This is a genomic window from Mesorhizobium dulcispinae (assembly GCF_033977345.1).
GTDB lineage: Bacteria > Pseudomonadota > Alphaproteobacteria > Rhizobiales > Rhizobiaceae > Mesorhizobium > Mesorhizobium dulcispinae.
The window spans coordinates 207,653-232,635 of sequence record NZ_JAVIIY010000005.1; the positions used below are offsets into that span (position 1 = coordinate 207,653).

The following is a 24,983-nucleotide window of genomic DNA, read 5'->3' on the forward strand; positions in this document are numbered from 1 at the left end:
CGCATCCCAAACAGTTCAAACTTTATCCTGGTATCGGTACTGCTATAATAGCTTCATGGATGCAGTGACCCATTCCCCCGAGGACAGCCGCCGCCGTGAGCTTGGCGCCTTCCTGCGCTCGCGCCGCGAGCGACTGTCGCCTGCCGACATCGGCATCGCGACCGGCGCCAGGCGGCGTACGCCCGGGCTGAGGCGCGAGGAGGTGGCGATGATCGCCGGCGTCGGCACCACCTGGTACACCTGGCTGGAGCAGGGCAGGGACGTGCGGCCCTCAGTGGAAGTTCTGACGGCACTCTGCGAAGCGTTGCGCCTCGACCCTGTCGAGAAGCGGCATTTGTTCATCCTCGCCGGCCGACAACAGCCCGAACGTCGAGTGGCGGCGCCTGAAAAGGTCGACGGGACGCTACTTCACATGCTGCAGAGCCTCGTCCTGCAGCCGGCCTATGTCGTTGGCCGGCGCTGGGACCTGCTGGCCTGGAACGATGCTGCGGTGGCCGTGTTCGGCGACTATGGGCAGTTGGAGGGCGATGCCCGCAACATCGTCCATCTGGTGTTCACCAGCCCGCATCACCGCCGGCTGCTGGTCGACTGGGAAGAGCTTGCCCGCGTGGTGCTCGCTTCGTTTCGCGCCGAGAGCGCCAAATATGTCGGCGATCCGGATTTCGAGCGGCTGATCGCGCTGATGATGCGCTCGAGCCCGGAATTCCGGGATTGGTGGCCGCGGCGAGACGTGGCGCGAAGGCTGACCGGGGTGAAGCATGTCCGCCATCCCAGCGCCGGCGCGATGGCCTTCGAGCATATGAGCCTGTCGATCGACGACGGCTCGGACATGCGGCTGATCGTCTACACGCCGTTGCCTGAGCAGAACTCGGTTGCGAAATTGCGGAAGCTGCTTGAGGAGCTTCCGACCGAGCGGCGCAGCGCCTGAGGCCCGTCGGCTTCGTCATCCACGGGCGGAGCGGGAGCGAAGCGGACGCGGAGACCCGAGGATCCATTCCGTTACCTTTGCCGTGGGGTGCAGCGGAGCAGAATTCTGGTCCGTAGCGGAGCTTTGAAGTCACGGAATGGATCCTCGGGTCTGCGCTGCGTCGCTACGCTCCTTGCTCCGCCCGTGGATGACGAAGCTGAGGAGCTGCGGCCAATCTCCAAGATCAGCAACAGCCAAACGGCTGGTAGGTCGATCCCGTCCATTAAGCTATTCGACCAGTCGCTAACCTTTCGGCTTCAGCCCGTCGAGGAACAGCTGCTCGAGGAAGCGCGCGGCATCCTCGAAGCGGCCATCGCCGCCGCGGTCGGGGCCGAGCACGGCGCGCACCTGGACGTCGAAATCGGCATAATGCTGCGTCGTCGCCCAGATCGAGAAGATCAGGTGCCAGGGGTCGGTGCGGGCGATCTTGCCGGCGCGCATCCAGCCCTTGATAACGGCGGCCTTCTCGTCGACAAGCGTTTTCAGCTCGCCCTCCAGCATCGGCATGATGCGCGGCGCGCCTTGCAGGATCTCGTTGGCGAAGAGCCGGCTCTCGCGCGGAAAATCGCGCGCCATTTCGAGCTTGCGGCGGATGTAGCTCCTGAGCTCGGTCATCGGATCGCCGATGTCGTCGAGCTCCCTGAGCGGCGCCAGCCAGGTGTCGAGCAGCCGCTGCATCAACGTCTCGTGAATGTCTTCCTTGCGGCGGAAGTAATAGAGAAGGTTCGGCTTCGACATGCCGGCGGCTTCGGCGATCTGGTCGATGGTCGAGCCGCGAAAGCCGTTGGCGGAGAAGACTTCGAGCGCGGCTTCCAGGATCAGCTCGCGCTTTTCCTGCTGAATGCGGGTGCGGCGGGGAGCTGAGCCTTCCATCGTGTCCGTCATCCTTGCCGGCCGCCGTTGCGCGGGTTTTCTGGACCAATTCTCTGGACCAGTTTTTCTCCGAGCCGTGGAGCGCGCTTTCGATGCCGCATTTCCGTTAGTAGTCCCTTGACCGCCGACAGGGCGGTGCTAACGTTTGTCCAACCGGTCAAAATTTTGCGTAGCACGAAAACGCAACGAAGACCAAGCCTTGGGAAGACCAAGCGTTAGCGCACCGAAACAGGTTACAAGGGGAAATCTTGGTCATGTCCAACCGGCTGAAAGTCACGCCGAACGATCTCAGCGCATTCTGGATGCCGTTCACGGCAAACCGGCAGTTCAAGCAGGCGCCGCGCATGTTCGTGTCCGCCAAGGACATGCACTACACGACGAGCGACGGCCGCAAGGTGCTCGACGGCACCGCCGGTCTGTGGTGCGTCAACGCCGGCCACTGCCGGCCGAAGATCACCGAGGCGATCCAGAGCCAGGCTGCCGAGCTCGACTATGCGCCGGCCTTCCAAATGGGTCACCCAATCGTCTTCGAGCTGGCGAACCGCCTGGTCGACATCGCGCCGAAGGGCATGGACCACGTCTTCTTCACCAATTCCGGTTCGGAATCGGTCGAGACGGCGCTGAAGATGGCGCTCGCCTATCATCGCGTCAGGGGCGAGGGCTCGCGCACGCGCCTGATCGGCCGCGAGCGCGGTTATCACGGCGTCAATTTCGGCGGCATCTCGGTCGGCGGCATCGTCTCGAACCGCAAGATGTTCGGCACGCTGCTCGGCGGCGTCGACCATCTGCCGCACACGCACCTACCGGAGAAGAACGCTTTCTCGAAGGGCGTGCCGGAGCATGGCGCCGAGTTGGCGAACGATCTCGAACGTCTGGTCGCGCTGCATGACGCCTCGACCATCGCGGCCGTCATCGTGGAGCCGGTGGCCGGCTCAACCGGCGTCATCCTACCGCCGAAGGGTTATCTGCAGAAGCTTCGGGAGATCTGCACCAAGCACGGCATATTGTTGATTTTTGATGAAGTGATCACCGGTTTCGGGCGCCTTGGCGCGCCGTTCGCGGCAGATTATTTCGGCGTCACGCCGGATATCATGACCACGGCAAAAGGCGTCTCCAACGGCGTCATCCCGATGGGTGCGGTGTTCGTCAAGAAGGAGATCCACGACGCCTTCATGACCGGCCCCGAGCACATGATCGAGTTCTTCCACGGCTATACCTATTCGGGCAATCCGATCGCCTGCGCCGCGGCGCTGGGCACTTTAGACACCTATAAGGAAGAGGGCCTGCTGACCCGCGGCGAGGAGCTTTCGTCCTACTGGGAAGACGCGCTGCATTCGCTGAAGGGCGAGCCGCATGTCATCGACATCCGCAACATCGGCCTGATCGGCGCGATCGAGCTGGCGCCGATCGCCGGAAGCCCGACCAAGCGGGCCTTCTCGGCCTTCGTCAAGGCGTTCGAGCGCGGCGCGCTGATCCGCACCACCGGCGACATCATCGCGCTGTCGCCGCCGCTGATCATCACCAAGGGCCAGATCAACGAACTGATCGATCATGTCAGGGATGTTCTGCGCTCGATAGACTAACTGCTTCAGACCGGTCGGGCGGCGACGGGAACCGCCGCCCGACCGGAGACAAAGAAATGAGAGGACTTTGAATGGCCACCCCCGGCGAGAATCTGCGAATCAATTCAGACCGTTTGTGGGACTCCTTGATGGAGATGGCGAAGATCGGCCCCGGCGTCGCCGGCGGCAACAATCGCCAGACGCTGACCGATTCCGACAAGCAGGGCCGCGAGCTGTTCAAGTCCTGGTGCGACGAGGCCGGGCTCACCATGGGCGTGGACCAGATGGGCACCATGTTCATGACGCGGCCCGGCACCGATCCGGACGCGCTGCCGGTCTATGTCGGCTCCCACCTCGATACCCAGCCCACCGGCGGCAAATATGACGGCGTGCTCGGCGTGCTTTCCGGCCTGGAGGTCGTGCGCTCGCTCAACGATCTCGGCATCAAGACCAGGCATCCGATCGTCGTCACCAACTGGACGAACGAGGAGGGCGCGCGCTTCGCGCCGGCCATGCTCGCCTCCGGCGTGTTCGCCGGCGTGCATAGCCAAGACTACGCCTATGCCCGCAAAGACCTCGACGGCTTGACCTTCGGCGACGAGCTGAAGCGGATCGGCTGGGTCGGCGACGAGAAGGTCGGCGCGCGCAAGATGCACGCCTATTTCGAATATCACATCGAGCAGGGGCCGATCCTCGAAGCCGAGGACAAGCAGATCGGTGTGGTCACCCACTGCCAGGGCCTGTGGTGGCTGGAGTTCACGCTGACCGGCAGGGAGGCGCATACCGGCTCGACGCCGATGACCATGCGCGTCAATGCCGGCCTTGCCATGGCCCGCATCCTGGAGATGGTGCAGACGGTCGCGATGGAGAACCAGCCGGGCGCCGTCGGCGGTGTCGGCCAGGTGAAGTTCTCGCCGAATTCCCGCAACGTCTTGCCGGGCACGGTGATCTTCACCGTCGACATCCGCTCGCCGGACCAGGCCAAGCTCGACGGCATGCGCGGCCGCATCGAGAAGGAAGCTCCGAAGATCTGCGAGCCGCTCGGGGTCAAATGCTCGGTCGAGGCGGTTGGCCATTTCGATCCCGTGACCTTCGATCCGACGCTGGTCGGCCGCGTGCGCACGGCTGCCGAAAAGCTCGGCTACAGCCACATGAACATCATCTCGGGCGCCGGCCACGACGCCTGCTGGGCGGCCAAGGTGGCGCCAGCGACCATGGTCATGTGCCCTTGCGTCGGCGGGCTCAGCCATAACGAGGCCGAGGACATCTCCAAGGAATGGGCGTCGGCGGGCGCCAACGTGCTGTTCCACGCGGTGGTCGAGACGGCGGGGATTGTCGAATGACCGACTAGACGTCACCTCGAAAAGCCGCTCGCAAAGAAGCGCGAAAGATCAGGGGAACAGAAATGACCAAAGTCATCAAGAACGGCACCATCGTCACGGCCGACCGCACCTGGAAGGCCGACGTGGTGTTCAGCCACGGCAAGATCATCGCCATCGGTTCGGACCTGCACGGCGACCACGAGTTCGACGCCACAGGCTGCTATGTCATGCCTGGCGGCATCGATCCGCACACCCATCTCGAAATGCCATTCATGGGCACGTACTCGGCCGACGATTTCGAATCCGGCACGCGCGCCGCGCTCTCCGGCGGGACGACCATGGTGGTCGATTTCTGCCTGCCGGCGCCGCAGCAGTCGCTGCTCGAAGCCCTGCAGATGTGGGACAACAAGACCTCGAAGGCGTCCTGCGACTATTCCTTCCACATGGCCATCACCTGGTGGGGCAAGCAGGTGTTCGACGAGATGGCGACCGTGGTCGACAGGGGCATCACCTCGTTCAAACACTTCATGGCCTATAAGGGCGCGCTGATGGTCGACGACGACGAGATGTATGCGTCGTTCCAGCGCTGCGCCGATCTCGGCGCGTTGCCGCTGGTGCATGCCGAGAACGGCGATGTCGTCGCGGCGCTCTCGCAAAAACTGCTTGCCGCCGGCAACAACGGCCCCGAAGGCCACGCCTATTCGCGTCCGCCGGAGGTGGAAGGCGAGGCCACAAACCGCGCCATCATGATCGCCGACATGGCCGGCGTGCCGCTCTATGTCGTGCACGTCTCCTGCGAGCAGAGCCACGAGGCCATCCGCCGCGCCCGCCAGAAGGGCATGCGCGTCTTCGGCGAGCCGCTGATCCAGCACCTGACGCTCGACGAGACCGAATATTTCAACAAGGACTGGGACCATGCGGCACGCCGCGTGATGAGCCCGCCCTTCCGCAGCAAGTGGCATCAGGATTCGCTGTGGGCGGGCCTGCAGGCCGGCTCGCTGCAGGTGGTGGCGACCGACCACTGCTCCTTCACGACCAAGCAGAAGCGCAACGGTATCGGCGACTTCACCAAGATCCCGAACGGCACCGGCGGCCTCGAGGACCGCTTGCCTATTCTGTGGACCACAGGCGTCAACACCGGACGGCTGACGATGAACGAGTTCGTCGCGGTGACCTCGACCAATATCGCCAAGATCCTCAACATGTATCCGAAGAAGGGCGCGATCGTCGAAGGCGCGGACGCCGACATCGTGGTCTGGGATCCGAAGCGCAAGAAGACGATCTCGGCCAAGAAGCAGCAGTCGGTGATCGACTACAACGTCTTCGAAGGTTTCGAGGTGACCGGGCTGCCGCGCTTCGTCTTCTCGCGGGGCGAGCTGTCGATCGAGGAGTCGGACGTCAAGGCCAAGATCGGCCATGGCGAATTCGTCGCCCGCGAGCCGAATGCGGCGGTCAACCGGGCGCTGTCGACCTGGAAGGAGATCAGCGCGCCGCGCAAGGTGGAGCGCACGGGCATTCCGGCGACGGGAGTTTGAGCGTGCGGGCTCTCTATCTTGCAATCGCGGCTGCCTCGCTGCTGACCGCAGGTTCGGCCTTTGCTGCCGGCATCGACCTCAGCAAGCCATACGGCGACAAGTATGGCTGTATCAACAGAAACGGCCAGGAAGTCGCCGCCGATCAGATGCTGCTTCTGACCGACAAGGAGCTGATCACTGCGGCCAGCGCCTGCACCTTCAGCGACAAGCAGGCGCAGGCCGATGGTTCGCTTGTGGTGACAGCAAAATGTGAGGCGGAAGGCGAAGAGGGGCAGTCGCCGACAAAGTTCATCATCAAGCGCAGCAAAAAGAATGCGAAGAAGCTGGTGGTGACCGACGAGGAGGGCAATACGATGGGCGAAGTCTCCCGGTGCAAATGACGGCGAGAGCCCACCCGTCAACTTCAGGCGACCAGCGCATCCAGTTCCGGCAGCAGGACCACGCTCTCCTGCTCGTTGGGATCGGTGCGCGCAATGACCGCCGACGAGGGCGCGCCGCTCAGATTGGCGGGCAGATGCGGCACGCCGGCCGGAATGTAGAACAGGTCGCCGGCCTTGACGACGATGTGCTGCTCGAGCCGGTCGCCATACCAGGTATGGACTTCGCCGGAGAGCACATAGATCGCCGTCTCGTGGTTCTCATGCATGTGCGCCTTGGCGCGGGCGCCAGGCGGCAGGGTCAGGAGATGCATGCAGATGCCGGAGGAGCCGACGGTCTCGGCGGCGATACCGGCGAAATAGCTCAGCCCCTGCTTGCCTTCATAAGTGCTTTCAGGGCGAATAAGATGACAAGTGGGTTTAGGCGACATCGGCAAGGCTCCGGGCGTCGATCGAATGGGACTGGACGAGTGGAAAACAACATCAACGCAAAAGCAACGGGATTTCATCCTGCGCGGCAGCGGCTGCGAAAGACAGGTTTCTGCCGATGAGCGGACAGTCGCCAGCCGTCGTTTCGGCGAGCAAGCTCGGCCTTACCTTCCAGACCAATGACGGTCCGGTGCAGGCATTGTCCAATGTCGATCTCACCATCGGCAAGGGCGAGTTCGTCTCCTTCATCGGCCCGTCCGGCTGCGGCAAGACGACATTGCTGCGCGTCATCGCCGACCTGGAGAAGCCGACCTCGGGTACGATCTCGGTCAACGGGATTTCGCCGGAGCAGGCGCGCGAGAAACGCGCCTATGGCTATGTCTTCCAGGCTGCGGCGCTGTTCCCCTGGCGCACGATCGAGCGCAACGTGGCGCTGCCGCTGGAGATCATAGGCCTCAGCCAGGCCGCGCAGGCGGAACGCATCAGGCGCACGCTCGAACTGGTCAACCTCTCCGGCTTCGAGAAGAAATATCCCTGGCAGCTTTCAGGCGGCATGCAGCAGCGCGCCTCGATCGCGCGCGCGCTCGCCTTCGATGCCGACCTGCTTTTGATGGACGAGCCGTTCGGGGCGCTCGACGAGATCGTGCGCGACCATCTGAACGAGCAGCTTCTTTCGCTTTGGGATCGGACCAACAAGACGATCTGCTTCGTCACCCATTCGATCCCCGAGGCGGTCTATCTGTCGACGCGCATCGTGGTGATGTCGCCGCGGCCGGGCCGTGTCACCGACGTCATCGAATCGACGCTGCCCCGCAAGCGGCCGCTCGACATCCGCGAGACGCCGGAATTCCTGGCGATCGCCGCGCGCGTGCGCGACGGCCTGCGGGCAGGGCACAGCTATGAGGATTGAGCGCCGTCACTACCGGGCGGCCCGCGACGCCTTCGTCATGTATGGGCAGAGCAAGCGCCAAGCGGCTTGCGCAGAGTGCTGGGCCAACCACGTCTTCGTCATCCTAGGGCGGAGCGACGCGAAGCGGAGCGCAGACCCTAGGATCCATGCCGTGATCTCGGCCGAAGGGTCAAAACGGTGCAGAATGCCCGCTAAATACCGCAAGGCGCAGAGAGCCCTGTTCTCTACCGTTGCGGAGCGGAGGAGCAACGGCATGGATCCTAGGGTCTGCGCCGCGTCGCTTCGCTCCTTGCTCCGCCCTAGGATGACGAAGTTCGGACGCCGCGATCATTTCACCCCGGGTGAGCGCAGGGACGGCGCCCGTTCCTCGATGCGGACGCGCCTCACGCAAGTTTCGGGAGCGCCGCTCCATGGATAGCTTCCGCTCCAAAATCATCCCGGTCACCTCGATCCTCGCCGGTGTGGTGGTGATCTGGTATGTCTTCGCCGTCATCCTCAACGCGCCGTTCCAGCGCGATCTCGACCAACGGGCCAACGAAACGCCCGGCGCGGTCGAATTCATCGGCAAGACTTTGTCGCAGCCGAAGCCGACGCTGCCGGCGCCGCACCAGGTGGCGGTGAACTTCTTCCAGAACACCTTCCTGCGCAGCGTCACCTCCAACCGCAGCCTGGTCTACAATGCCTGGGTGACGCTGTCCTCGACGCTGCTCGGGTTCGCCTTCGGCACGGCGCTCGGCATCGTCATCGCCGTCGGCATCTTGCATGTGACGACGCTCGACCGCAGCCTGATGCCGTGGATCATCGCCTCGCAGACTATTCCGATCCTGGCGGTCGCGCCGATGATCATCGTGGTGCTGGCGGCGATCGGCATCACCGGCCTGATCCCGAAGGCGCTGATCTCGACCTATCTGTCCTTCTTCCCGGTTGCGGTCGGCATGGTGAAGGGCCTGCGCTCGCCCGAGATCATGCATCTCGACCTGATGCACACCTATAATGCCAGCGCCTCGCAGACCTTCTGGAAGCTGCGTGTTCCCGCATCGGTGCCGTTCCTGTTCACCTCGATGAAGGTGGCGGTGGCGGCGAGCCTGGTCGGCGCCATCGTCGGCGAGCTGCCGACAGGTGCCGTCGCCGGCATTGGGGCCAAGCTGCTTTCCGGCGCTTACTACAGCCAGACGATCGACATCTGGTCAGCGCTGGTCGCGGGCTCGGTGGTCGCCGCACTTCTGGTCATGGTGGTCGGCATCGCCGGCCGCCTGGTCGACCGCGCCATGGGCGGGAGGCCGGCATGACCTGGCTGAAACCATCCTGGCAAGCAATGCTGACAATTCTGCTTTGCCTCGTCGCCCTTGCGCTCGGCGCGATGTCGAAGCCGGAAACGACTGCGTTGGCGCAGCCCGCGGCGACGATCGCCTATCCGTATATGGGCACGAAGGGTCTGATCCTCGGACTGCTGCTGATCGCGGCACTGGTTTCCGCGGTGAGGCTCGCGCCACTTGTCGAAGCCGTCGTGCTGTTCATCGGCGCCCACATCGCCGCCTGGCTGCTGATCAAGGGCATCGCCGGCTTCGAGGGCACGGCGCTGGCGCCATATTTCTTGGCTCTCGCAGCCGCCTGGCTGCTTGCCTGGCGCTGCGTCGCGCTGTTGTCCTCGCTACGGCCCGCAGCCAGCGGGGCGAAGACTGCACTGCGCCTGATCGTCCCGGCGATCTTCGGCGCCTGGATCCTGATCATCTGGGAAGCGGTGACGCGCGGCGCCGGCATTCCCTTCATCCTGTTGCCGCCGCCGAGCGCCATCGGCGCGCGCATCGCCAACTCGCTGCCGATCCTGGGGTCGGACGTGCGGCAGACGATCTTCAAGGCGGTGCTGGTCGGCTACGTCGTCGGCAACCTCGCCGGCTTCATCGTCGCCATCCTCGCCGACCGCGTGCCGTTCCTCAGGCGCGGGCTCCTGCCGATCGGCAACATGGTGTCGGCGCTGCCGATCATCGGCGTCGCGCCGATCATGGTCATGTGGTTCGGCTTCGACTGGCCGTCCAAGGCGGCGGTCGTCATCATCATGACCTTCTTCCCGATGCTGGTGAACACGGTCGCCGGGCTTGCCGCCTCCGGCCATATGGAGCGCGACCTGATGCGCACCTATGCGTCGGGCTACTGGCCGACCTTGCTGAAGCTGAGGCTGCCGGCGGCAATGCCGTTCATCTTCAATGCGCTGAAGATCAACTCGACGCTGGCGCTGATCGGCGCCATCGTCGCGGAGTTCTTCGGCACGCCTGTGGTGGGCATGGGATTCCGCATTTCGACCGAAGTCGGGCGGATGAACATCGACATGGTGTGGGCCGAAATCGCAGTTGCAGCACTTGCGGGTTCGGTCTTTTATGGCGTGGTCGCTCTTGTCGAAAGGGCCGTCACGTTTTGGCATCCCTCTGTCCGTGGTGGATAGGGGCGGTGGGTTTGGGTGCTAACTTCAGAGGGTAAAAACATGAAAAGACTTGTAATTTCTGCTTTGGCCGGCGCGATGTCGCTGGCCGCTTTCCAGGCGATGGCCGCCGACAAGGTGACGCTGCAGCTGAAGTGGGTAACGCAGGCCCAGTTCGCCGGCTACTATGTCGCCAAGGCCAAGGGTTTCTATGACGCCGAAGGCCTCGACGTCGACATCAAGCCGGGCGGTCCGGACATCGCGCCCGAGCAGGTGATCGCCGGCGGCGGCGCCGACGTGATCGTCGACTGGATGGGCGGCGCGCTCGCCGCGCGCGAAAAGGGCGTGCCGCTGGTCAACATCGCCCAGCCTTTCAAGAAGGCCGGCATGGAGCTGGTCTGCCCGAAGGACGGCCCGATCAAGACCGAAGCCGATTTCAAGGGCCATACGCTTGGCGTCTGGTTCTTCGGCAACGAATATCCGTTCTACGCCTGGATGAACAAGCTCGGCCTCAAGACCGAGGGCGGCCCGGACGGCGTCACCGTGCTCAAGCAGAGCTTCGACGTGCAGCCGCTGATCCAGAAGCAGGCGGACTGCATCTCGGTCATGACCTATAACGAGTACTGGCAGCTGATCGACGCCGGCTACAAGCCGGAGCAGCTCACCGTCTTCAACTATTCGGCGATGGGTAACGACCTGCTTGAGGACGGGCTCTACGCGCTGGAGGACAAGCTCAAGGATCCGGCCTTCGAGGACAAGATGGTGCGCTTCGTGCGCGCCTCGATGAAGGGCTGGAAGTACGCCGTCGACAATTCGGATGAGGCGGCAGGAATCGTCATGGACAATGGCGGCCAGGACGAGAACCACCAGAAGCGCATGATGGGCGAAGTCGCCAAGCTGATCGACAATGCCGACGGCAAGCTCGATCCGGCGACCTACGAGCGCACCGCCAAGGCGCTGCTCGACCAGAAGATCATCGCCAAGGAGCCCTCGGGCGCCTACACGACGGCGATCACCGACAAGGCGATCAAGTAGGGCCTATCAAGCAATATTCCGATCTTGCGAACGGCGCCTCAGAGGCGCCGTTCCTTTATGGTGTTCATGACGAAGCTGGTCTCGATCGAGGCGACGCATTTCAGCCGCGCGATCTTTTCCTTGATGAAGCGCTCGTACTGTTCGAGGCTTCCTGCCACCACCTTCAGCACATAGTCGCGCGAGCCGGTGACGAGGTGGCATTCCAGGACCTCTTCCCAGCCGCGGATCGCTTCCTCGAACATGACGATCTCGTCCTCGTTCTGGCGGCTGAGCCGGATGGTGGCGATGGCGACCATGCCCCAGCCGAAAGCGGCCGGATCGACCAGCGCGGTGTAGCCTCTGATGACACCGGTTTCCTCCAGCCGCCGCACGCGCCTCAGGCAGGGTGACGGCGACAGACCGATCCGCTCGGCAAGCTCGTTGTTGGTGATGCGGGCGTCGGCCTGCAATTCACGCAGGATCTTGCGGTCAAAGTCGTCGGCTATCTTCTGCTGCACTTTCGGTTTCTCCAGGCAATTCATTGCGGCAACGCGGCCATGGGAGCCCGAAAATAGCAAGGACTGCATGATCGGGATGGCATAAATTGCGGTGCTACACTTCTCGAAAAGCAGGAAAAGCCATGACCGCGCCGCGCCCTTCGAAAACCCATATCGGCAACCATAAGCTCCATCCGGAGACGCTGATGCTGAGCTATGGCTTCGATCCGCAGCTTTCGGAGGGCGCCGTCAAGCCGCCGGTGTTCCTCACCTCGACCTTTGTGTTCAAATCGGCGGAAGAGGGACGCGACTTCTTCGACTACACCTCGGGCCGCAAGGAGCCGCCGAGCGGCACGGCTGCCGGTCTCGTCTATTCGCGCTTCAACCACCCCAACAGCGAGATCGTCGAGGACCGGCTGGCGGTCTATGAGGGGACGGACGCGTGCATCCTGTTCTCGTCCGGCATGTCGGCGATCGCGACGACACTTTTCGCCTATGCTCGCCCGGGCGATGTCATCCTGCATTCGCAGCCGCTCTATGGCGGCACCGAGACGCTTCTGACGCGTACGCTCGCCGGCTTCGGCATCGAGGCTGTCGGCTTCGCGGACGGCGTCGACGAGGCGGCGGTACGCGTGGCCGCCGACGCCGCCGTCGGCAAGGGCCGGGTGTCGGTCATCCTGATCGAGACACCGTCAAACCCGACCAACAGCCTTGTCGACATTGCGCTGATGCGGAGGATCGCCGACGAGATCGGCGTCCGGCAAGGCTCGACGCCGATCATCGTATGCGACAACACGCTGCTCGGCCCGGTATTCCAGAGGCCCATCGAACACGGTGCCGATGTTTCGGTCTATTCGCTGACCAAATATGTCGGCGGCCATTCCGACCTGATCGCGGGTGCCGCCATGGGCAGCAAGGCGGTCACCAAGCCGATCAAGGCGCTGCGCGGCGCGATCGGCACGCAGCTCGACCCGCATTCCTGCTGGATGCTCGGCCGCTCGCTGGAAACGCTGTCGATCCGCATGGAGCGGGCAAACGACAATGCGCGCCTGGTCGCCGACTTCCTGCGCGACCACCCCAAGGTCGAGAAGGTGCATTATCTGCCGTTCGTGGGCGAAGACACTGCCGCAGGTCGCACCTATCGGGCACAATGCAGTGGCGCCGGCTCGACCTTCTCGTTCGATATACGCGGCGGGCAGAAGGCAGCCTTCGCCTTTCTCAACAGCCTGCAGATCTTCAAGCTGGCGGTCAGCCTCGGCGGCACGGAATCGCTGGCCAGCCATCCGGCGGCCATGACCCATTCCGGCATTCCCTTCGATGTGCGCCAGCGTATCGGCGTGCTTGAGACCACGGTCAGGCTGTCTATCGGTGTCGAGCATCCGGACGACCTGATCGCCGATCTAGCGCAGGCGCTGGCGGCCGTCTGATCATTGCCATGGTGGAATCCACCAAGGGGCGGGCGACCGCCCCTTTTTTGTGGCGCGGTAAAATATGCGTGTGCCGGGATACAAAGCGCCGGCCAACCGTTGCAGTGGTGCATCCGCGCGCCGGGGGGAGCCGTGGCGGACGCGTAAGCCAAACGGAGGTTCTCAATGCGCATCCTATCCGTGTCGATGCTTTCGGCTTTAGCCGTTTCGACCGCCTTCCTGCTCGCATCGCCGGCCATGGCCGAGACGATGAAGTTCAAGGCGACGCTCGATGGTGGCCAGCAGACCCCGCCTGTCACCACCAAGGGCAAGGGAACTGCCACATTCACGTTCAATACCACCAGCAAGAAGCTCAGCTGGAACGTCAAATATTCCGGCCTCAGCGGGCCGCCGTCGGGCGCTCACATTCACGGCCCGGCCGCGATGGGTCAGAGCGCCGATCCGGTAATCCCGTTCAAGAAGCTCAAGAGCCCGATCAAGGGTTCGGCGACATTGACCGATACGCAGGCCACCGACCTCGAGGCCGGCAAGTACTACGTCAACATCCACACCAAGGCGAATCCGGACGGCGAGATTCGCGGGCAGATCGAGAAGGCTGCCGGGTCAATGTAGCGGACTTTCCGCAGCCAGGAACGAGGCGGACGACCACCTCGTTCCTGCCGGTCAGGACTTGTCGCGTATCTGTGTCAGAGTGCGGGTCGGGGTGATCGCTTCGGGATCGAGCCTGATCTCGACGATTGCCGGCTTGCCGCTGGCGCGCGCGCGCTCGAAAGCGGCAGCGAAGTCTTCGGTCTTCTCGACCGTCTCGCCATGGCCGCCATAGGAGCGGGCAAGGGCGGCGAAGTCCGGGTTCTTGAGGTCGGTCGCGACGACGCGGCTCGGATATTCCCGCTCCTGGTGCATGCGGATCGTGCCGTAGATGCCGTTGTTGACGACGACGACGATGATCGGCAGGTCGTATTGCACGGCTGTCGCGAACTCCTGCCCGTTCATCAGGAAGCAGCCGTCGCCGGCAAACGCGATGACCTCGCGATCCGGGTGCAGCGCCTTGGCCGCGACCGCAGCCGGCGTGCCGTAGCCCATCGAGCCGGAAGTCGGCGCCGCTTGCGTGGCAAATCGGCGGAAGCGATGGAAACGATGCACCCAGGTGGCGTAGTTGCCGGCGCCGTTGGTCAGGATGGCGTCTTCCGGCAATGCCTTTTCCAGATAGTTCATGATCGGCCCCATCTGGACGGCGCCGGGGCCGGTCTCAGGCGGCGTCGACCATTCGAGGTAAGCGGCGTGGGCTTTCGCCGTCTCTTCCGCCCAGGACGGCGCGCCGGCCGGCTTGCGCCTGGCGAAGGCCTCGACGAAAGCCGAGGGCGAGGCGTTGATCGCCAAGGTAGGCCGGTAGACGCGGCCGAGCTCGCCGGCATCGGCATGGACATGCACCAGCACCTGGTCGGGGTAGGGGCTCTTGAGCAGCGTGTAGTCCGAGGACGGCATCTCGCCCATGCGGCCGCCGATAAGCAGCACGACGTCGGCCGCTTTGATCTGCGCCGCCAGCTTCGGGTTGATGCCGATGCCGACATCGCCGGCGTAGTTCGGATGAAGGTGGTCGAACAGCATCTGGCGGCGGAAGGAGCAGCCGACGGGCAGCGACCATGTCTCGGCGATCGCCTGCATCCGTGCCACCGCTTGCTCGTCCCAGCGCGTGCCGCCGAGAATGACGAACGGGCGCTTCGCACTGCTCAACAGCATTTCCAGCGCATCGAGCTCGGCCTCGCCGGGGCGCGTCTCGACCGGCGTGTGCGGAAGGACATCCGGCGCCTCGACCTCACTGGTCAGCATGTCTTCCGGCAGCGAAATCACGACGGGGCCAGGACGGCCGGATGTCGCCACCGCGAAGGCGCGGGTGACGAATTCCGGGATGCGCGCGGCATCGTCAATCTCGACCACCCATTTGGCGATGTCGCCGAAGAAGCGTTTGTAGTCGACCTCCTGGAAAGCCTCGCGCTCCTTGGCGTGGCTGGCGACCTGGCCGATGAACAGGATCAAGGGCACTGAATCCTGCATGGCGATATGGATGCCGGCCGAAGCGTTGGTGGCGCCGGGGCCGCGGGTGACGAAGCAGATGCCGGGCTTGCCGGTCAGACGGCCCTGGCAGTCGGCCATCATTGCCGCACCGCCTTCCTGACGGCAGACGATGGTGCGGATCGGCGAGTCATGCAGCGCGTCGAGCACAGCCAGATAGGATTCGCCCGGCACGCAGAAGATGCGGTCGGTGCCGTTCGCTTCGAGCGCCTCGACGATCAGTTGTCCGCCGGTTTTCATTTTGCTGACCTCTCCAGTTCGGCGAGAATTTCCTCGGTGTGCTCGCCGAGACGCGGCGAGGGGCGCTCGTAGACGAGCGGCGTGCCCGACATCACCATCGGCGCGCGCACGGAAGGCAGCAAATTGCCGTGGCCATCGTCGAGGTCGAGTCGCATGCCGCGCGCGACCGTCTGCGGGTCGGCGAACATCTGGCCGATCGTGTTGATCGGGCTGGCCGGCACGCCGGCCGCTTCAAGCTTCGCCAGCAGCGGGTCGCGATCCCAAGTGCTCAGCGTCTCGATGATCAGTTCACGCAGCCTGGCGCGATTGGCGACACGAGCTGGGTTGGTGGCGAAATCCGGATTGGCGGGCAGGTCGGTCAGCCCGACGACAGCGCAAAACTTGCCGAACTGGCCGTCATTGCCGACGGCCAGGATGATGTGGCCGTCCTTCACCGGCAGCACCTCGTAAGGCGCGATGTTCATATGGGCATTGCCCATCTGCACCGGCGACTTGCCGGAAACCAGATAGTTGAGGTTCTGATTGCCGAGCGCCGAGATCTGGCTGTCGTAAAGCGCCATGTCGATGTGCTGGCCTTCGCCGGTCTTCTCGGCGTGGCGAAGTGCCGCCTGAATGGCGATCACCGAATAGAGGCCGGTAAACAGGTCGGAGATGGCGACGCCGGCCTTTTGCGGCTCGCGGCCGGCCTCGCCGGTGATCGACATCATGCCGGCCATCGCCTGGATGATGAAATCATAGCCCGCGCGTGGCGCATAGGGTCCGTCCTGGCCGAAGCCGGTGATCGAGCAATAGATGAGGCGCGGATTGATCTTCTTCAGGCTCTCATAGTCGAGGCCGTATTTCTTCAGGCCTCCGAGCTTGAAGTTTTCGATCAGCACGTCGGCGGTGGCGACGAGGCGGCGCAGCGTGTCGGCGCCCTCGGGCTTGGAGAAATCGATGGCGATCGAGCGCTTGCCGCGATTGCAGGAGTGATAGTAAGCCGCTGAAAGGTTCTCGCCGTCATGGCTCATGACGAAGGGCGGACCCCATTTGCGGGTGTCATCGCCGCCGTCGGGGCTCTCGACCTTGATGACATCGGCGCCGAGGTCGGCGAGCAACTGCCCGGCCCAAGGGCCCGCCAGGATGCGGGCGAGTTCGATAACGCGGATGCCTTTCAGCGGGGGTTCGGCCATGGATCACCGTGATGGGGTCGAAAGCGCAGCCTCTATCAATCGTAGCCGGTCATGTCACGACTCATGCTGTGGGCCACGCCGGTCACGACTTCAGCACATGGTCTGCCCAGGCGATGAAATCGCTCATGACGATGTCGCGGTTGATCTCGTTCAGGCTTTCGTGGCGGGTGTCGGCGTAAACCTTCGAAACCAGATTCGAAAAGCCCATCGCGTCCATGCGCCGGGCGAGGTGGCGGACCGCCTTGCCGTAGTCCGACGCCGGATCCTTCTCGCCGCCGACCAGATTGATGAAGAGGTCACGGCGCACGCCGGCGAAGCTCGAATCCTTGCCGGCATGGAGCGCCATCCTGACCACATCGCGCCACATCGAGATGGAGGCATCCCAGCCGCAGAGCGGATCGGCGATGTATCTGTCGACCTCGGCCGGGTCGCGCGACAGCCAGTCGAACAAGGTCCGGTGATTGGGCACGGCCTTGCCCCAGGCCTGGAAGGTGAGCCTCGGCAGCAGGCGCGAGGGCACGTCGGAGCCCAGCCGCATCCGTTCCCAGCCGAGAATGGCCAACGCCAGCTGGCCGAGCAGGCCTTGCGAGAAATTGCCGTTCCAGATCGCGGCGGCATGGACGCGCTGGTTGCGGCGCAGGACGAAATTCAACGCAATCGAGGCGCCGAGCGAATGGCCGAAGACGATGACCGGGAAACCGGGATGCTCGGCGGCGATCAGGTCGTGGACCGCACCGACATCCGCGATCACCTTGGCGATGCCGTCGACGGCGGCGAACCTGCCGAGCGGCGCGTCGGGCGCCTTTGTCGCGCCATGGCCGCGATGGTCGTGGGCGTAAACATGGAAACCGTGCGCGGCGAGGAATTCGGCAAAGCGGGCATAGCGCGCCGCATGCTCGGCCAGGCCATGGTTGATCTGGATCGCCGCGCGCGGATTTCCACCGGCGTGCTTCACATAGATGTTGAGATCGGCCCCGGTCGGTGAGGCCAGCCTGATCTGCTTGTCGAATGGCATGTCTTGCTCCCTTCGCGACTGATGGGCGAGGGTTTAGGCGGCGTCAAGAGAGCAGCGCTCCCGCGTGGGCTATGTTGCAGTATGTGCAGGAGCTGAGGCGTTCACCTGGGGATTATTTTCGACTGGCGAAAAAGATCGTAATTCTGACACTTCGCCTGTTCTAGTGTGACGAATCCAATACGGTTCAATGATCGCCGGGAGAGCGGAATGCGGGTTTGGGCACTGTGGTGTTTGGTTGTCCTGGCTCTGGTTGGCACCGGCACGGCGCGAGCCGATGTGAAGATGAGCGGCTCGTTCGTCGCCGACAGCGCCTGTCCGGCGACGCAGGCCATCAAGAGCGGCAAGAACCCCGGCGACGTGTCGACCCAAGCAGGACAGAGCTATCAGCTTCTGGCCGGCAACAAGGACGAACCCACGCACTACCTCATCCAGGTTCCGGGCGCCGATCCGGAACGGCGTTGGGTGAAGATCAACTGCGGCCATGTCACCGGCGGCAGCGCGTCGGCCACGCCCGCTCCCGCCGGCCAGAACAAGTCGTCACAGCCTGCTTCCGGCAAGCCTGAATATGTCTTCGCGCTGAGCTGGCAGCCCGCCTTCTGCGAGACCAAGGCCAGCAAGCCCGAATGCAAGGCGCAGAGCCCCAACGAGTTCGACGCTTCGCACTTCACGCTGCACGGGCTTTGGCCGCAGCCGAACGGCAATTTCTATTGCCAGGTGTCGGCGGGCGACAAGGCCAACGACAATCCCGCGCATTGGGGGGATTTGCCGCCCGTCGATCTTGACGCCAACACGCGCGCCGAGCTCAACCAGGTGATGCCGGGCACAGCTTCCAAGCTGGAGCGCCACGAATGGATCAAGCACGGCACCTGCTACGGCAAGAGCCAGCAGGAGTATTTCTCCGACGCGCTCAATCTGATGCGCGCGGTGAACGCCTCGCCGGTGCGTGATCTCTTCACCAAGAACATCGGCAAGCAGCTGACGTCGGACCAGATCCGCGATGCCTTCGACCAGGCCTTCGGCAAAGGTGCCGGCGACCGCGTGCGCGTCTCCTGCCTTGTCGATCCGTCGAGCGGCCGGCGTCTGATCGGCGAGCTGACGCTCGGTCTCTCCGGGTCGATCGGCCCTGACAGCAAGCTCGCCGACCTACTGATCGCCTCGGCGCCGACGGGCAAGGCCGGCTGCCCCAAGGGCACGGTCGACGCGATCGGGTTCCAGTAGAACAGGCAGGCAGCCGGATCAGGCTGTCTTCGGGGCCGCCTCGCGGGCGCCGACCTCGCTGCCCGGCTCGCCGATGACACGATCGCGGCCGCTCGACTTGGCCTTGTAGAGGCGCTGGTCGGCAAGCGCGAAGATGTCGGCCAGGCAGCGTGTTGTCTCGCCGACGGTGGAGACGCCGGCGCTGACCGTGATGTTGAAGCGACTGGTGTGCGCGGAAGTCTTGATCGCGTTCCTGATGCCTTCACCGAGCAGCCTCGCCAGCGCATGCGGTTGCGGGCACAGGATCGCAAACTCCTCGCCGCCAATCCTGAAAACCTGCTTTTCGCTGCCGACAGTCTCGATCAGCACGGCGGCGACAGACTTCAGCACCTTGTCGCCCTCGGCATGACCGAAGCGGTCGTTTATCGACTTGAAGTGGTCGACATCGACGATCAACAGGCTGAGCGGCTTGGCGGTCCTGATGCCGGCTGCGACGGCCGCCTCGCCGTCGGCATCGAAGCTGCCGCGATGCAGCAGCCCGGTGAGCCCATCGCGGCCGACATGCTTGACCAGCGCCTCATAGCGTTCGCGATAGGTGAGGGTATCGAAAATGTCGGAGAGGCCGCGCGGCAGCGCGATCTCGTGATCCTCGACCCATCTCAGATAGGCGACAAGCATGCCGCTGTAGACGAGCGCCGCCGCCATCTTGGCGAACCAGCCGCCGAAGAAAACCTCGATCGGCGCGCCGGCGACGAAATGCAGCGCGGTGAAGAAGCCGGCTTGGTCGAATGTCAGCACGCAGGCGACAGATGCCAGGATGCGGGTGAAAGGCATGTGGCGCAGATGGGCGCCGAGCTTCTCGTAGAGCAGGATGATCAGAACGGCGTCGACGAAGAGCAGCGAGGTGCCCCACACCATCAGCCAGCCCATCTCGTCGATGAAGCCGATATCCGGCATCTTGCCGTCCGGAAGCGGCGAGATCGCATGCAGGCGCAGGATCAGCACGAGCCCGATCATCACCGCATTACCGAGCAGCAGGCCGTAGATCGGCTGACGGACGGTCGCCGCATCCTCCTTCATGTAGAGCAGGAGCAGCATCACCAGCTTGCCGGAAAACATGACGGCCGAGCCCGGTGAGACCAAGCCGAAGGGCAGCGCGACATAGAAGACGCTTGCGAGATAGGTTTCGAGGAAGTGCATGACGCCGAGCGCGCAGACAAACACGCCAAGCCCGATGCGGCTCCTGAAGCTGAAGAGCGTGACCATGGCGCCGAAGTAGAGAACAGCTTCGGCAAGGAGCAGGACAGCGTTCAGCACTGCGTCGATCCGTCTTTCCCGAAATCGCGCCCTCACGCGATTTTGCTCAACCTGTCATCGTTTTGACGGCGAATGGTTAACCGCTGCTTTCGTCAGCCGGGGACGGGCGACGAAAAGATCGATACCGGGGACGGATGCTCCAGCCCGGCGCAAGCTCCGGGACAAATTGCGGCATGCCGAAAGCGATTGCCGTTCGGCGCTTCATCGCCTACATAGCGCGCAACCCCCATTCAACCTGACACCTCAGTTTCCAGGGAAAGCGCGCGTGGCTCGCCAGTTCATCTATCACATGTCCGGCCTGTCGAAGGCCTACGGCACCAAGAAGGTGCTCGACAACATCCACCTGTCCTTCTACCCGGACGCCAAGATCGGCATTCTCGGCCCCAACGGCTCGGGCAAGTCGACCATCCTGCGCATCATGGCCGGGCTCGACAAGGAGTATCAGGGCGAGGCCTGGCTGGCCGAAGGCGCGACCGTGGGCTACCTCGCGCAGGAGCCGCAGCTCGATCCAACCAAGACCGTGCGCGAAAACGTCATGGACGGTGTCGCCAGGAAGACCGCCATCATCGAGCGCTACAACGAGCTGATGATGAACTATTCCGACGAGACGGCGGACGAGTCGGCCAAGCTGCAGGACGAGATGGATCGCCTCAACCTTTGGGACCTCGAGCAGCAGGTCGAGATGGCGATGGACGCGCTGCAGTGCCCGCCGGCCGATTCCGAGGTGACCAACCTGTCGGGCGGCGAGCGGCGCCGCGTGGCGCTCTGCCGGCTGCTTCTGGAACAGCCCGATCTCTTGCTGCTTGACGAGCCGACCAACCATCTCGACGCCGAGACCACGCAGTGGCTGGAAAAGCACCTGCGCGACTATCCGGGCTCGGTGCTGATCATCACCCACGACCGCTACTTCCTCGACAACGTCACCGGCTGGATCCTCGAGCTCGATCGCGGCCGCGGCATCCCCTACGAGGGCAACTACACCAAATATCTCGACGCCAAGGCCAAGCGCCTGATCCAGGAAGGGCGCGAGGACGACGCCCGCCAGAAGGCGATCTGGCGCGAGCGCGAGTGGATCCAGTCGTCGCCGAAGGCGCGTCAGACCAAATCCAAGGCGCGTATCAAGGCCTATGAAGAGCTGGTCGAGCAGTCGCAGAACCGCAAGCCGACCGACACGCAGATCGTCATCCCGTCGAGCGAGCGCCTCGGCAACGTCGTCATCGAGGTCGAAGGTCTCAACAAGGGTTTTGGCGACGAGCTTCTGATCGAGGACCTGTCGTTCAAGCTGCCGCCGGGTGGCATCGTCGGCGTCATCGGCCCGAATGGCGCCGGCAAGACGACGCTGTTCAAGATGATCACCGGTCAGGAAACGCCGGATGCCGGCTCGATCCGCAAGGGCGAGACCGTGAGGCTCGGCTATGTCGACCAGAGCCGCGACGCGCTCGATGCGAACAAGACGGTGTGGGAAGAGATCTCCGGCGGCGCCGAGGTCATCAAGCTCGGCAAGCACGAGGTCAACAGCCGCGCCTACTGCTCGTCGTTCAACTTCCGCGGCGGCGACCAGCAGCAGAAGGTCGGCAACCTTTCGGGCGGTCAGCGCAACCGCGTGCATCTGGCCAAGATGCTCAAAGGGGGCGGCAACGTGCTGCTGCTCGACGAACCGACCAACGACCTCGACACCGAAACGCTGAGCGCGTTGGAAGACGCGCTGGAAGCCTATGCGGGCTGCGCGGTGATCATCAGCCACGACCGCATGTTCCTCGACCGCATGGCGACCCACATGCTCGCCTTCGAGGGCGACGCCCATGTCGAATGGTTCGAAGGCAACTTCGAGGAATATGAGAAGGACAAGCTGCGCCGCCTGGGCGCCGAAGCGGCAACCCCGCACCGCATGACGCACAAGCGGCTGACGCGGTAGGAGTATCCGGGCGGCATGCCGGAGAAACCACGAGAGGAGCCCTCAAATGGCTGACTGGTCCGCCGCCCAATATCTGAAGTTCGAGGACGAGCGCACGCGGCCCGCGCGCGACCTGGTATTGCAGGTGCCTGTCGATTTCCCGCGCCGCGTCGTCGATATCGGCTGCGGTCCGGGCAATTCGACGGAGCTGCTTGTCGAGCGCTGGCCGGATGCCGAGGTCAGCGGCTTCGACACCTCGCCCGACATGATCGAAAAGGCGAAGGCGCGGCTGCCCAATGTCAATTTCGCGCTCGCGGATGCCGCCGAATGGCAGCCGGCACAGCCCGTCGACGTGATCTTCGCCAATGCCGTCTTCCAATGGCTGCCGGAGCATCCGGCGGTGTTCCGGCGGCTGGTGGGGTTGCTCGCGCCCGGCGGCGCCTTGGCCATCCAGATGCCCGACAATCTCGGCGAGCCCTCGCATCGGCTGATGCGCGACACAGCCGCCGAGATGCCGTTCTCGGCCAAGCTCGAGGGCGCGGCACGCGCGCCGCTGCCGCCGGTCTCCTTCTACTACGATCTTCTGTCGCCGCTCGCCGACCGAGTGGATATCTGGCACACGATCTACAACCATCCGCTGGTGGATGCGGAAGCGATCGTCGAATGGGTCAAGGCGACAGGGCTAAAACCGTTCCTCGATCCGCTCGATGCGGACGAGAAGAAGACTTTCCTTGAAAGCTATACCGCCAAAATCGCAAAGGCCTATCCGAAGACGGCGAACGGCAAGGTTCTGCTGCGTTTCCCGCGCATCTTCATCATCGCCAAGCGCGCTTGACCGTCTTCCGGTCAACTCGCCGCGATAGCCGCGCGCAGCAGAGGTTTAAGCTGGCATAAACCGGGCAAATGCTTCAAGGGTAGCGCGCTTCGGAACAAAAGGCCGTGCCTCGGACGGATTGGACATGCATCGCGTCATCATCAGCGGCATCGGCGCCGAAATCCCCGAGCCTGTCATCACCAATGAAGAGCTGGTCGAAAGCTTCAACAGCTGGGTCGAGGCCGAGAATGCGCGCCGCGCCGTCACCGGCGAGACGCTGCTGCAAAAATCGGACAGTGACTTCATCGTGCAGGCGTCAGGTGTGCGGACGCGCCATGTGATCGAGCGCGAAGGCATCCTAGATCCGACCCGGATGGCACCGCGCATTCCGGCGCGGCCGGATGACGCGCTGTCGCTGCAGGCGGAGTTCGGCATCGCATCCGCCAAGAAGGCGATCGCCCATGCCGGCGTGGAACCGTCGGATATCGATCTGGTGATCTGCTCGGCCTCGCATCACCAGCGGCCTTATCCGGCGATCGCCATCGAGATGCAGGAGGCGCTGGGTACCAAGGGCGCCGGCTTCGACATGGGGCTCGGCTGCTCATCCGCCGCGGCGGCGCTGCACATCGCGGTCAATCTGGTCAGGGCAGGGGCGCACAAGCGCATCCTGGTGTCGACGCCAGAGATCATCACCGGGCATCTCAACTTCCGCGACCGGCAGACGCATTTCATCTTCGGCGATGCTTCGGTCGCGATGATCGTCGAAGGGCTCGACCAGGGCGAAAAGCGGCCGGGGCGCTTCGAGGTGCTCGACACGCGCACCTGGACGCAGATGTCGAACAACATCCGCACCAATCTCGGCTACCACACCCGCACCGCCCAGGACGATCCCTACCAGATCAAACTCGAGGGCAATCTGATCAAGCAGGTCGGCAACAAGGTGTTCAAGGAAGTCACCGTCGCCGGCCACAAATTCATCGTCGAGTTCCTGGCCGAGCATGGGCTGACGCCGCAAGGCATCCGCCGCTTCTGGCTGCATCAGGCCAATGAGCGCATGAACTCGATGATCCTGAAGCTCGCCTTCGGCCACGACGTCGGCCATGACCGCGCGCCGATGGTGCTGGAGCGGCTCGGCAACACGGCCGGTGCTGGCGCGATCGTCGCGCTGTCGGAAAACCATGCCGACATGAAGGCCGGTGATTTCGGTCTGCTCTGTGCCTTCGGCGCCGGCTATTCGATTGGTGGCGCGCTGCTCAGGATGTTGTAAGCGGCTCAGGCCGGCGCGAAAGGCACCAGCATCGGCACGCGCCTGGCGTAGTCGTCATAGGCGGGGCCGAGCTCGCCGCGCAGGAAGCTCTCTTCCAGCTTGGCCTTGACGACGATGCCTATAAGCAGCAGCGCGGCGCCGGCGATGCCCCAGACGGTGCCCTTCGCCGCCATGGTGGCCAGGATCGAAAGCAGCAGGCCGGTATAGATCGGATGGCGGACCAGCCGATAGGGACCGGTGTCGACCACGCGATGGTCGGCCTTGGCGGTGATGGTGCCCGACCACAGCCTGCCGAGATGCAGGCGCGCCCACCAGGCGAAGGCGATGCCGACGGCGATCAGGGCGACGCAAATCCAGGCCTCGGCTAGCGTCGGCGTCCACAGCCGCAGGCGGCCGACATAGCCGTGCGCCGGCACGAACAGCAGGACGGTGCCGGCGAGCCAAATTACGCGATATCGGGCCTCAGCCCCGAAACCGGCGCGCTTTTGCGCTGGGTCGGCCCAGAAAGCCGCAAGAGCCCAGGACACCACCCAGATCAGCCAGAGCGCGGCGATTGCGTGTCCGACCTGCATGTTCGACCCTCATCTTTGTGCCGTCATCAAAACGATGCGACGCGGCGAAAGGCCAGTAAGAACGTCGTGATCGCCACGAACGCACGACCCGAG

Annotated in this window: 23 protein-coding genes; 15 read left to right on the forward strand and 8 right to left on the reverse strand. The window is 63.9% G+C overall.

Features of this window, described 5'->3' with window-relative positions:
• The first annotated feature begins 55 nt into the window (after positions 1-55).
• Positions 56-928: a helix-turn-helix transcriptional regulator gene (locus RFN30_RS13955; protein WP_320262666.1), complete on the forward strand. Its 873-nt coding sequence runs from the start codon at positions 56-58 to the stop codon at positions 926-928.
• A gap of 282 nt (positions 929-1,210) precedes the next feature.
• Here the strand turns inward: RFN30_RS13955 and RFN30_RS13960 are convergent, their stop codons facing one another.
• Entirely contained in the window at positions 1,211-1,840 is a 630-nt protein-coding gene (locus RFN30_RS13960) for a TetR family transcriptional regulator C-terminal domain-containing protein (protein WP_320262818.1), read from the reverse strand.
• A gap of 254 nt (positions 1,841-2,094) precedes the next feature.
• On the opposite strand from RFN30_RS13960, the gene aptA reads away from it, so the two are divergent.
• From aptA to RFN30_RS13980, 4 genes are all read left to right on the forward strand, one after another.
• Entirely contained in the window at positions 2,095-3,423 is a 1,329-nt protein-coding gene (aptA, locus tag RFN30_RS13965; RefSeq protein WP_320262667.1) for an omega-aminotransferase AptA, read from the forward strand.
• A gap of 71 nt (positions 3,424-3,494) precedes the next feature.
• Positions 3,495-4,745 (forward strand): Zn-dependent hydrolase, encoded by a 1,251-nt coding sequence (locus tag RFN30_RS13970; RefSeq protein WP_320262668.1) that lies wholly within the window; start codon positions 3,495-3,497, stop codon positions 4,743-4,745.
• 62 nt (positions 4,746-4,807) lie between these two features.
• A complete protein-coding gene (gene hydA, locus RFN30_RS13975; protein ID WP_320262669.1) occupies positions 4,808-6,259 on the forward strand; it encodes a dihydropyrimidinase in 1,452 nt (483 codons plus the stop codon).
• A 2-nt stretch (positions 6,260-6,261) separates the two neighbouring features.
• Complete coding sequence (locus RFN30_RS13980) at positions 6,262-6,639, forward strand: hypothetical protein (protein WP_320262670.1); 378 nt, start codon at positions 6,262-6,264, stop codon at positions 6,637-6,639.
• Between the two features lie 23 nt (positions 6,640-6,662).
• Here RFN30_RS13980 and RFN30_RS13985 read toward each other — a convergent pair whose 3' ends face one another.
• Positions 6,663-7,067 carry a cupin domain-containing protein gene (locus RFN30_RS13985; RefSeq protein ID WP_430694677.1) on the reverse strand — a complete coding sequence of 135 codons (405 nt, stop codon included), beginning with the start codon at positions 7,065-7,067 and terminating at the stop codon, positions 6,663-6,665.
• A 116-nt stretch (positions 7,068-7,183) separates the two neighbouring features.
• Between RFN30_RS13985 and RFN30_RS13990 the strand changes: the two genes are divergently transcribed.
• The 4 genes from RFN30_RS13990 (at position 7,184) to RFN30_RS14005 (ending at position 11,426) form a co-directional block, all read left to right on the forward strand.
• Complete coding sequence (locus RFN30_RS13990; RefSeq protein ID WP_320262672.1) at positions 7,184-7,975, forward strand: ABC transporter ATP-binding protein; 792 nt, start codon at positions 7,184-7,186, stop codon at positions 7,973-7,975.
• Positions 7,976-8,385: 410 nt separating this feature from the next.
• Complete coding sequence (locus tag RFN30_RS13995) at positions 8,386-9,264, forward strand: ABC transporter permease (RefSeq protein WP_320262673.1); 879 nt, start codon at positions 8,386-8,388, stop codon at positions 9,262-9,264.
• The gene (locus RFN30_RS14000) at positions 9,261-10,415 is read left to right on the forward strand and encodes an ABC transporter permease (protein WP_320262674.1); all 1,155 of its coding nucleotides are present in this window, start codon (positions 9,261-9,263) and stop codon (positions 10,413-10,415) included. Before RFN30_RS13995 ends, RFN30_RS14000 begins: the two co-directional genes overlap by 4 nt.
• 39 nt (positions 10,416-10,454) lie before the next feature.
• On the forward strand, positions 10,455-11,426 hold the full coding sequence (locus RFN30_RS14005) for an ABC transporter substrate-binding protein (RefSeq protein ID WP_126099219.1): 972 nt from the start codon (positions 10,455-10,457) through the stop codon (positions 11,424-11,426).
• Between the two features lie 38 nt (positions 11,427-11,464).
• Here the strand turns inward: RFN30_RS14005 and RFN30_RS14010 are convergent, their stop codons facing one another.
• A complete protein-coding gene (locus RFN30_RS14010; RefSeq protein ID WP_320262675.1) occupies positions 11,465-11,923 on the reverse strand; it encodes an Lrp/AsnC family transcriptional regulator in 459 nt (152 codons plus the stop codon).
• 122 nt (positions 11,924-12,045) lie between these two features.
• On the opposite strand from RFN30_RS14010, the gene RFN30_RS14015 reads away from it, so the two are divergent.
• Both RFN30_RS14015 and RFN30_RS14020 read left to right on the forward strand, forming a co-directional pair.
• The gene (locus RFN30_RS14015) at positions 12,046-13,329 is read left to right on the forward strand and encodes a cystathionine gamma-synthase family protein (RefSeq protein ID WP_320262676.1); all 1,284 of its coding nucleotides are present in this window, start codon (positions 12,046-12,048) and stop codon (positions 13,327-13,329) included.
• Between the two features lie 165 nt (positions 13,330-13,494).
• Complete coding sequence (locus RFN30_RS14020) at positions 13,495-13,941, forward strand: CHRD domain-containing protein (RefSeq protein WP_320262677.1); 447 nt, start codon at positions 13,495-13,497, stop codon at positions 13,939-13,941.
• A 51-nt stretch (positions 13,942-13,992) separates the two neighbouring features.
• On the opposite strand, the gene RFN30_RS14025 is transcribed toward RFN30_RS14020, so the two are convergent.
• From RFN30_RS14025 to RFN30_RS14035, 3 genes are all read right to left on the reverse strand, one after another.
• Complete coding sequence (locus RFN30_RS14025; protein ID WP_320262678.1) at positions 13,993-15,642, reverse strand: thiamine pyrophosphate-binding protein; 1,650 nt, start codon at positions 15,640-15,642, stop codon at positions 13,993-13,995.
• On the reverse strand, positions 15,639-16,814 hold the full coding sequence (locus RFN30_RS14030) for a CaiB/BaiF CoA transferase family protein (protein ID WP_320262679.1): 1,176 nt from the start codon (positions 16,812-16,814) through the stop codon (positions 15,639-15,641). Before RFN30_RS14030 ends, RFN30_RS14025 begins: the two co-directional genes overlap by 4 nt.
• 82 nt (positions 16,815-16,896) lie before the next feature.
• The gene (locus tag RFN30_RS14035; protein ID WP_320262680.1) at positions 16,897-17,829 is read right to left on the reverse strand and encodes an alpha/beta fold hydrolase; all 933 of its coding nucleotides are present in this window, start codon (positions 17,827-17,829) and stop codon (positions 16,897-16,899) included.
• A 207-nt stretch (positions 17,830-18,036) separates the two neighbouring features.
• Here RFN30_RS14035 and RFN30_RS14040 point away from each other — a divergent pair, with 207 nt between their 5' ends.
• Positions 18,037-19,047: a ribonuclease T2 family protein gene (locus RFN30_RS14040; RefSeq protein ID WP_320262681.1), complete on the forward strand. Its 1,011-nt coding sequence runs from the start codon at positions 18,037-18,039 to the stop codon at positions 19,045-19,047.
• 18 nt (positions 19,048-19,065) lie between these two features.
• On the opposite strand, the gene RFN30_RS14045 is transcribed toward RFN30_RS14040, so the two are convergent.
• Positions 19,066-20,343 carry a GGDEF domain-containing protein gene (locus tag RFN30_RS14045; RefSeq protein ID WP_320262682.1) on the reverse strand — a complete coding sequence of 426 codons (1,278 nt, stop codon included), beginning with the start codon at positions 20,341-20,343 and terminating at the stop codon, positions 19,066-19,068.
• A gap of 265 nt (positions 20,344-20,608) precedes the next feature.
• Between RFN30_RS14045 and ettA the strand changes: the two genes are divergently transcribed.
• From ettA to RFN30_RS14060, 3 genes are all read left to right on the forward strand, one after another.
• Positions 20,609-22,258 carry an energy-dependent translational throttle protein EttA gene (gene ettA, locus RFN30_RS14050; RefSeq protein ID WP_320262683.1) on the forward strand — a complete coding sequence of 550 codons (1,650 nt, stop codon included), beginning with the start codon at positions 20,609-20,611 and terminating at the stop codon, positions 22,256-22,258.
• A gap of 46 nt (positions 22,259-22,304) precedes the next feature.
• Positions 22,305-23,072, forward strand: a complete 768-nt coding sequence (gene tam / locus RFN30_RS14055) for a trans-aconitate 2-methyltransferase (RefSeq protein ID WP_320262684.1) — start codon at positions 22,305-22,307, stop codon at positions 23,070-23,072.
• A gap of 124 nt (positions 23,073-23,196) precedes the next feature.
• Positions 23,197-24,318 (forward strand): beta-ketoacyl-ACP synthase III, encoded by a 1,122-nt coding sequence (locus RFN30_RS14060; RefSeq protein ID WP_320262685.1) that lies wholly within the window; start codon positions 23,197-23,199, stop codon positions 24,316-24,318.
• 5 nt (positions 24,319-24,323) lie between these two features.
• Here the strand turns inward: RFN30_RS14060 and RFN30_RS14065 are convergent, their stop codons facing one another.
• Complete coding sequence (locus RFN30_RS14065; protein WP_320262686.1) at positions 24,324-24,890, reverse strand: methyltransferase family protein; 567 nt, start codon at positions 24,888-24,890, stop codon at positions 24,324-24,326.
• Positions 24,891-24,983 lie beyond the last annotated feature (93 nt).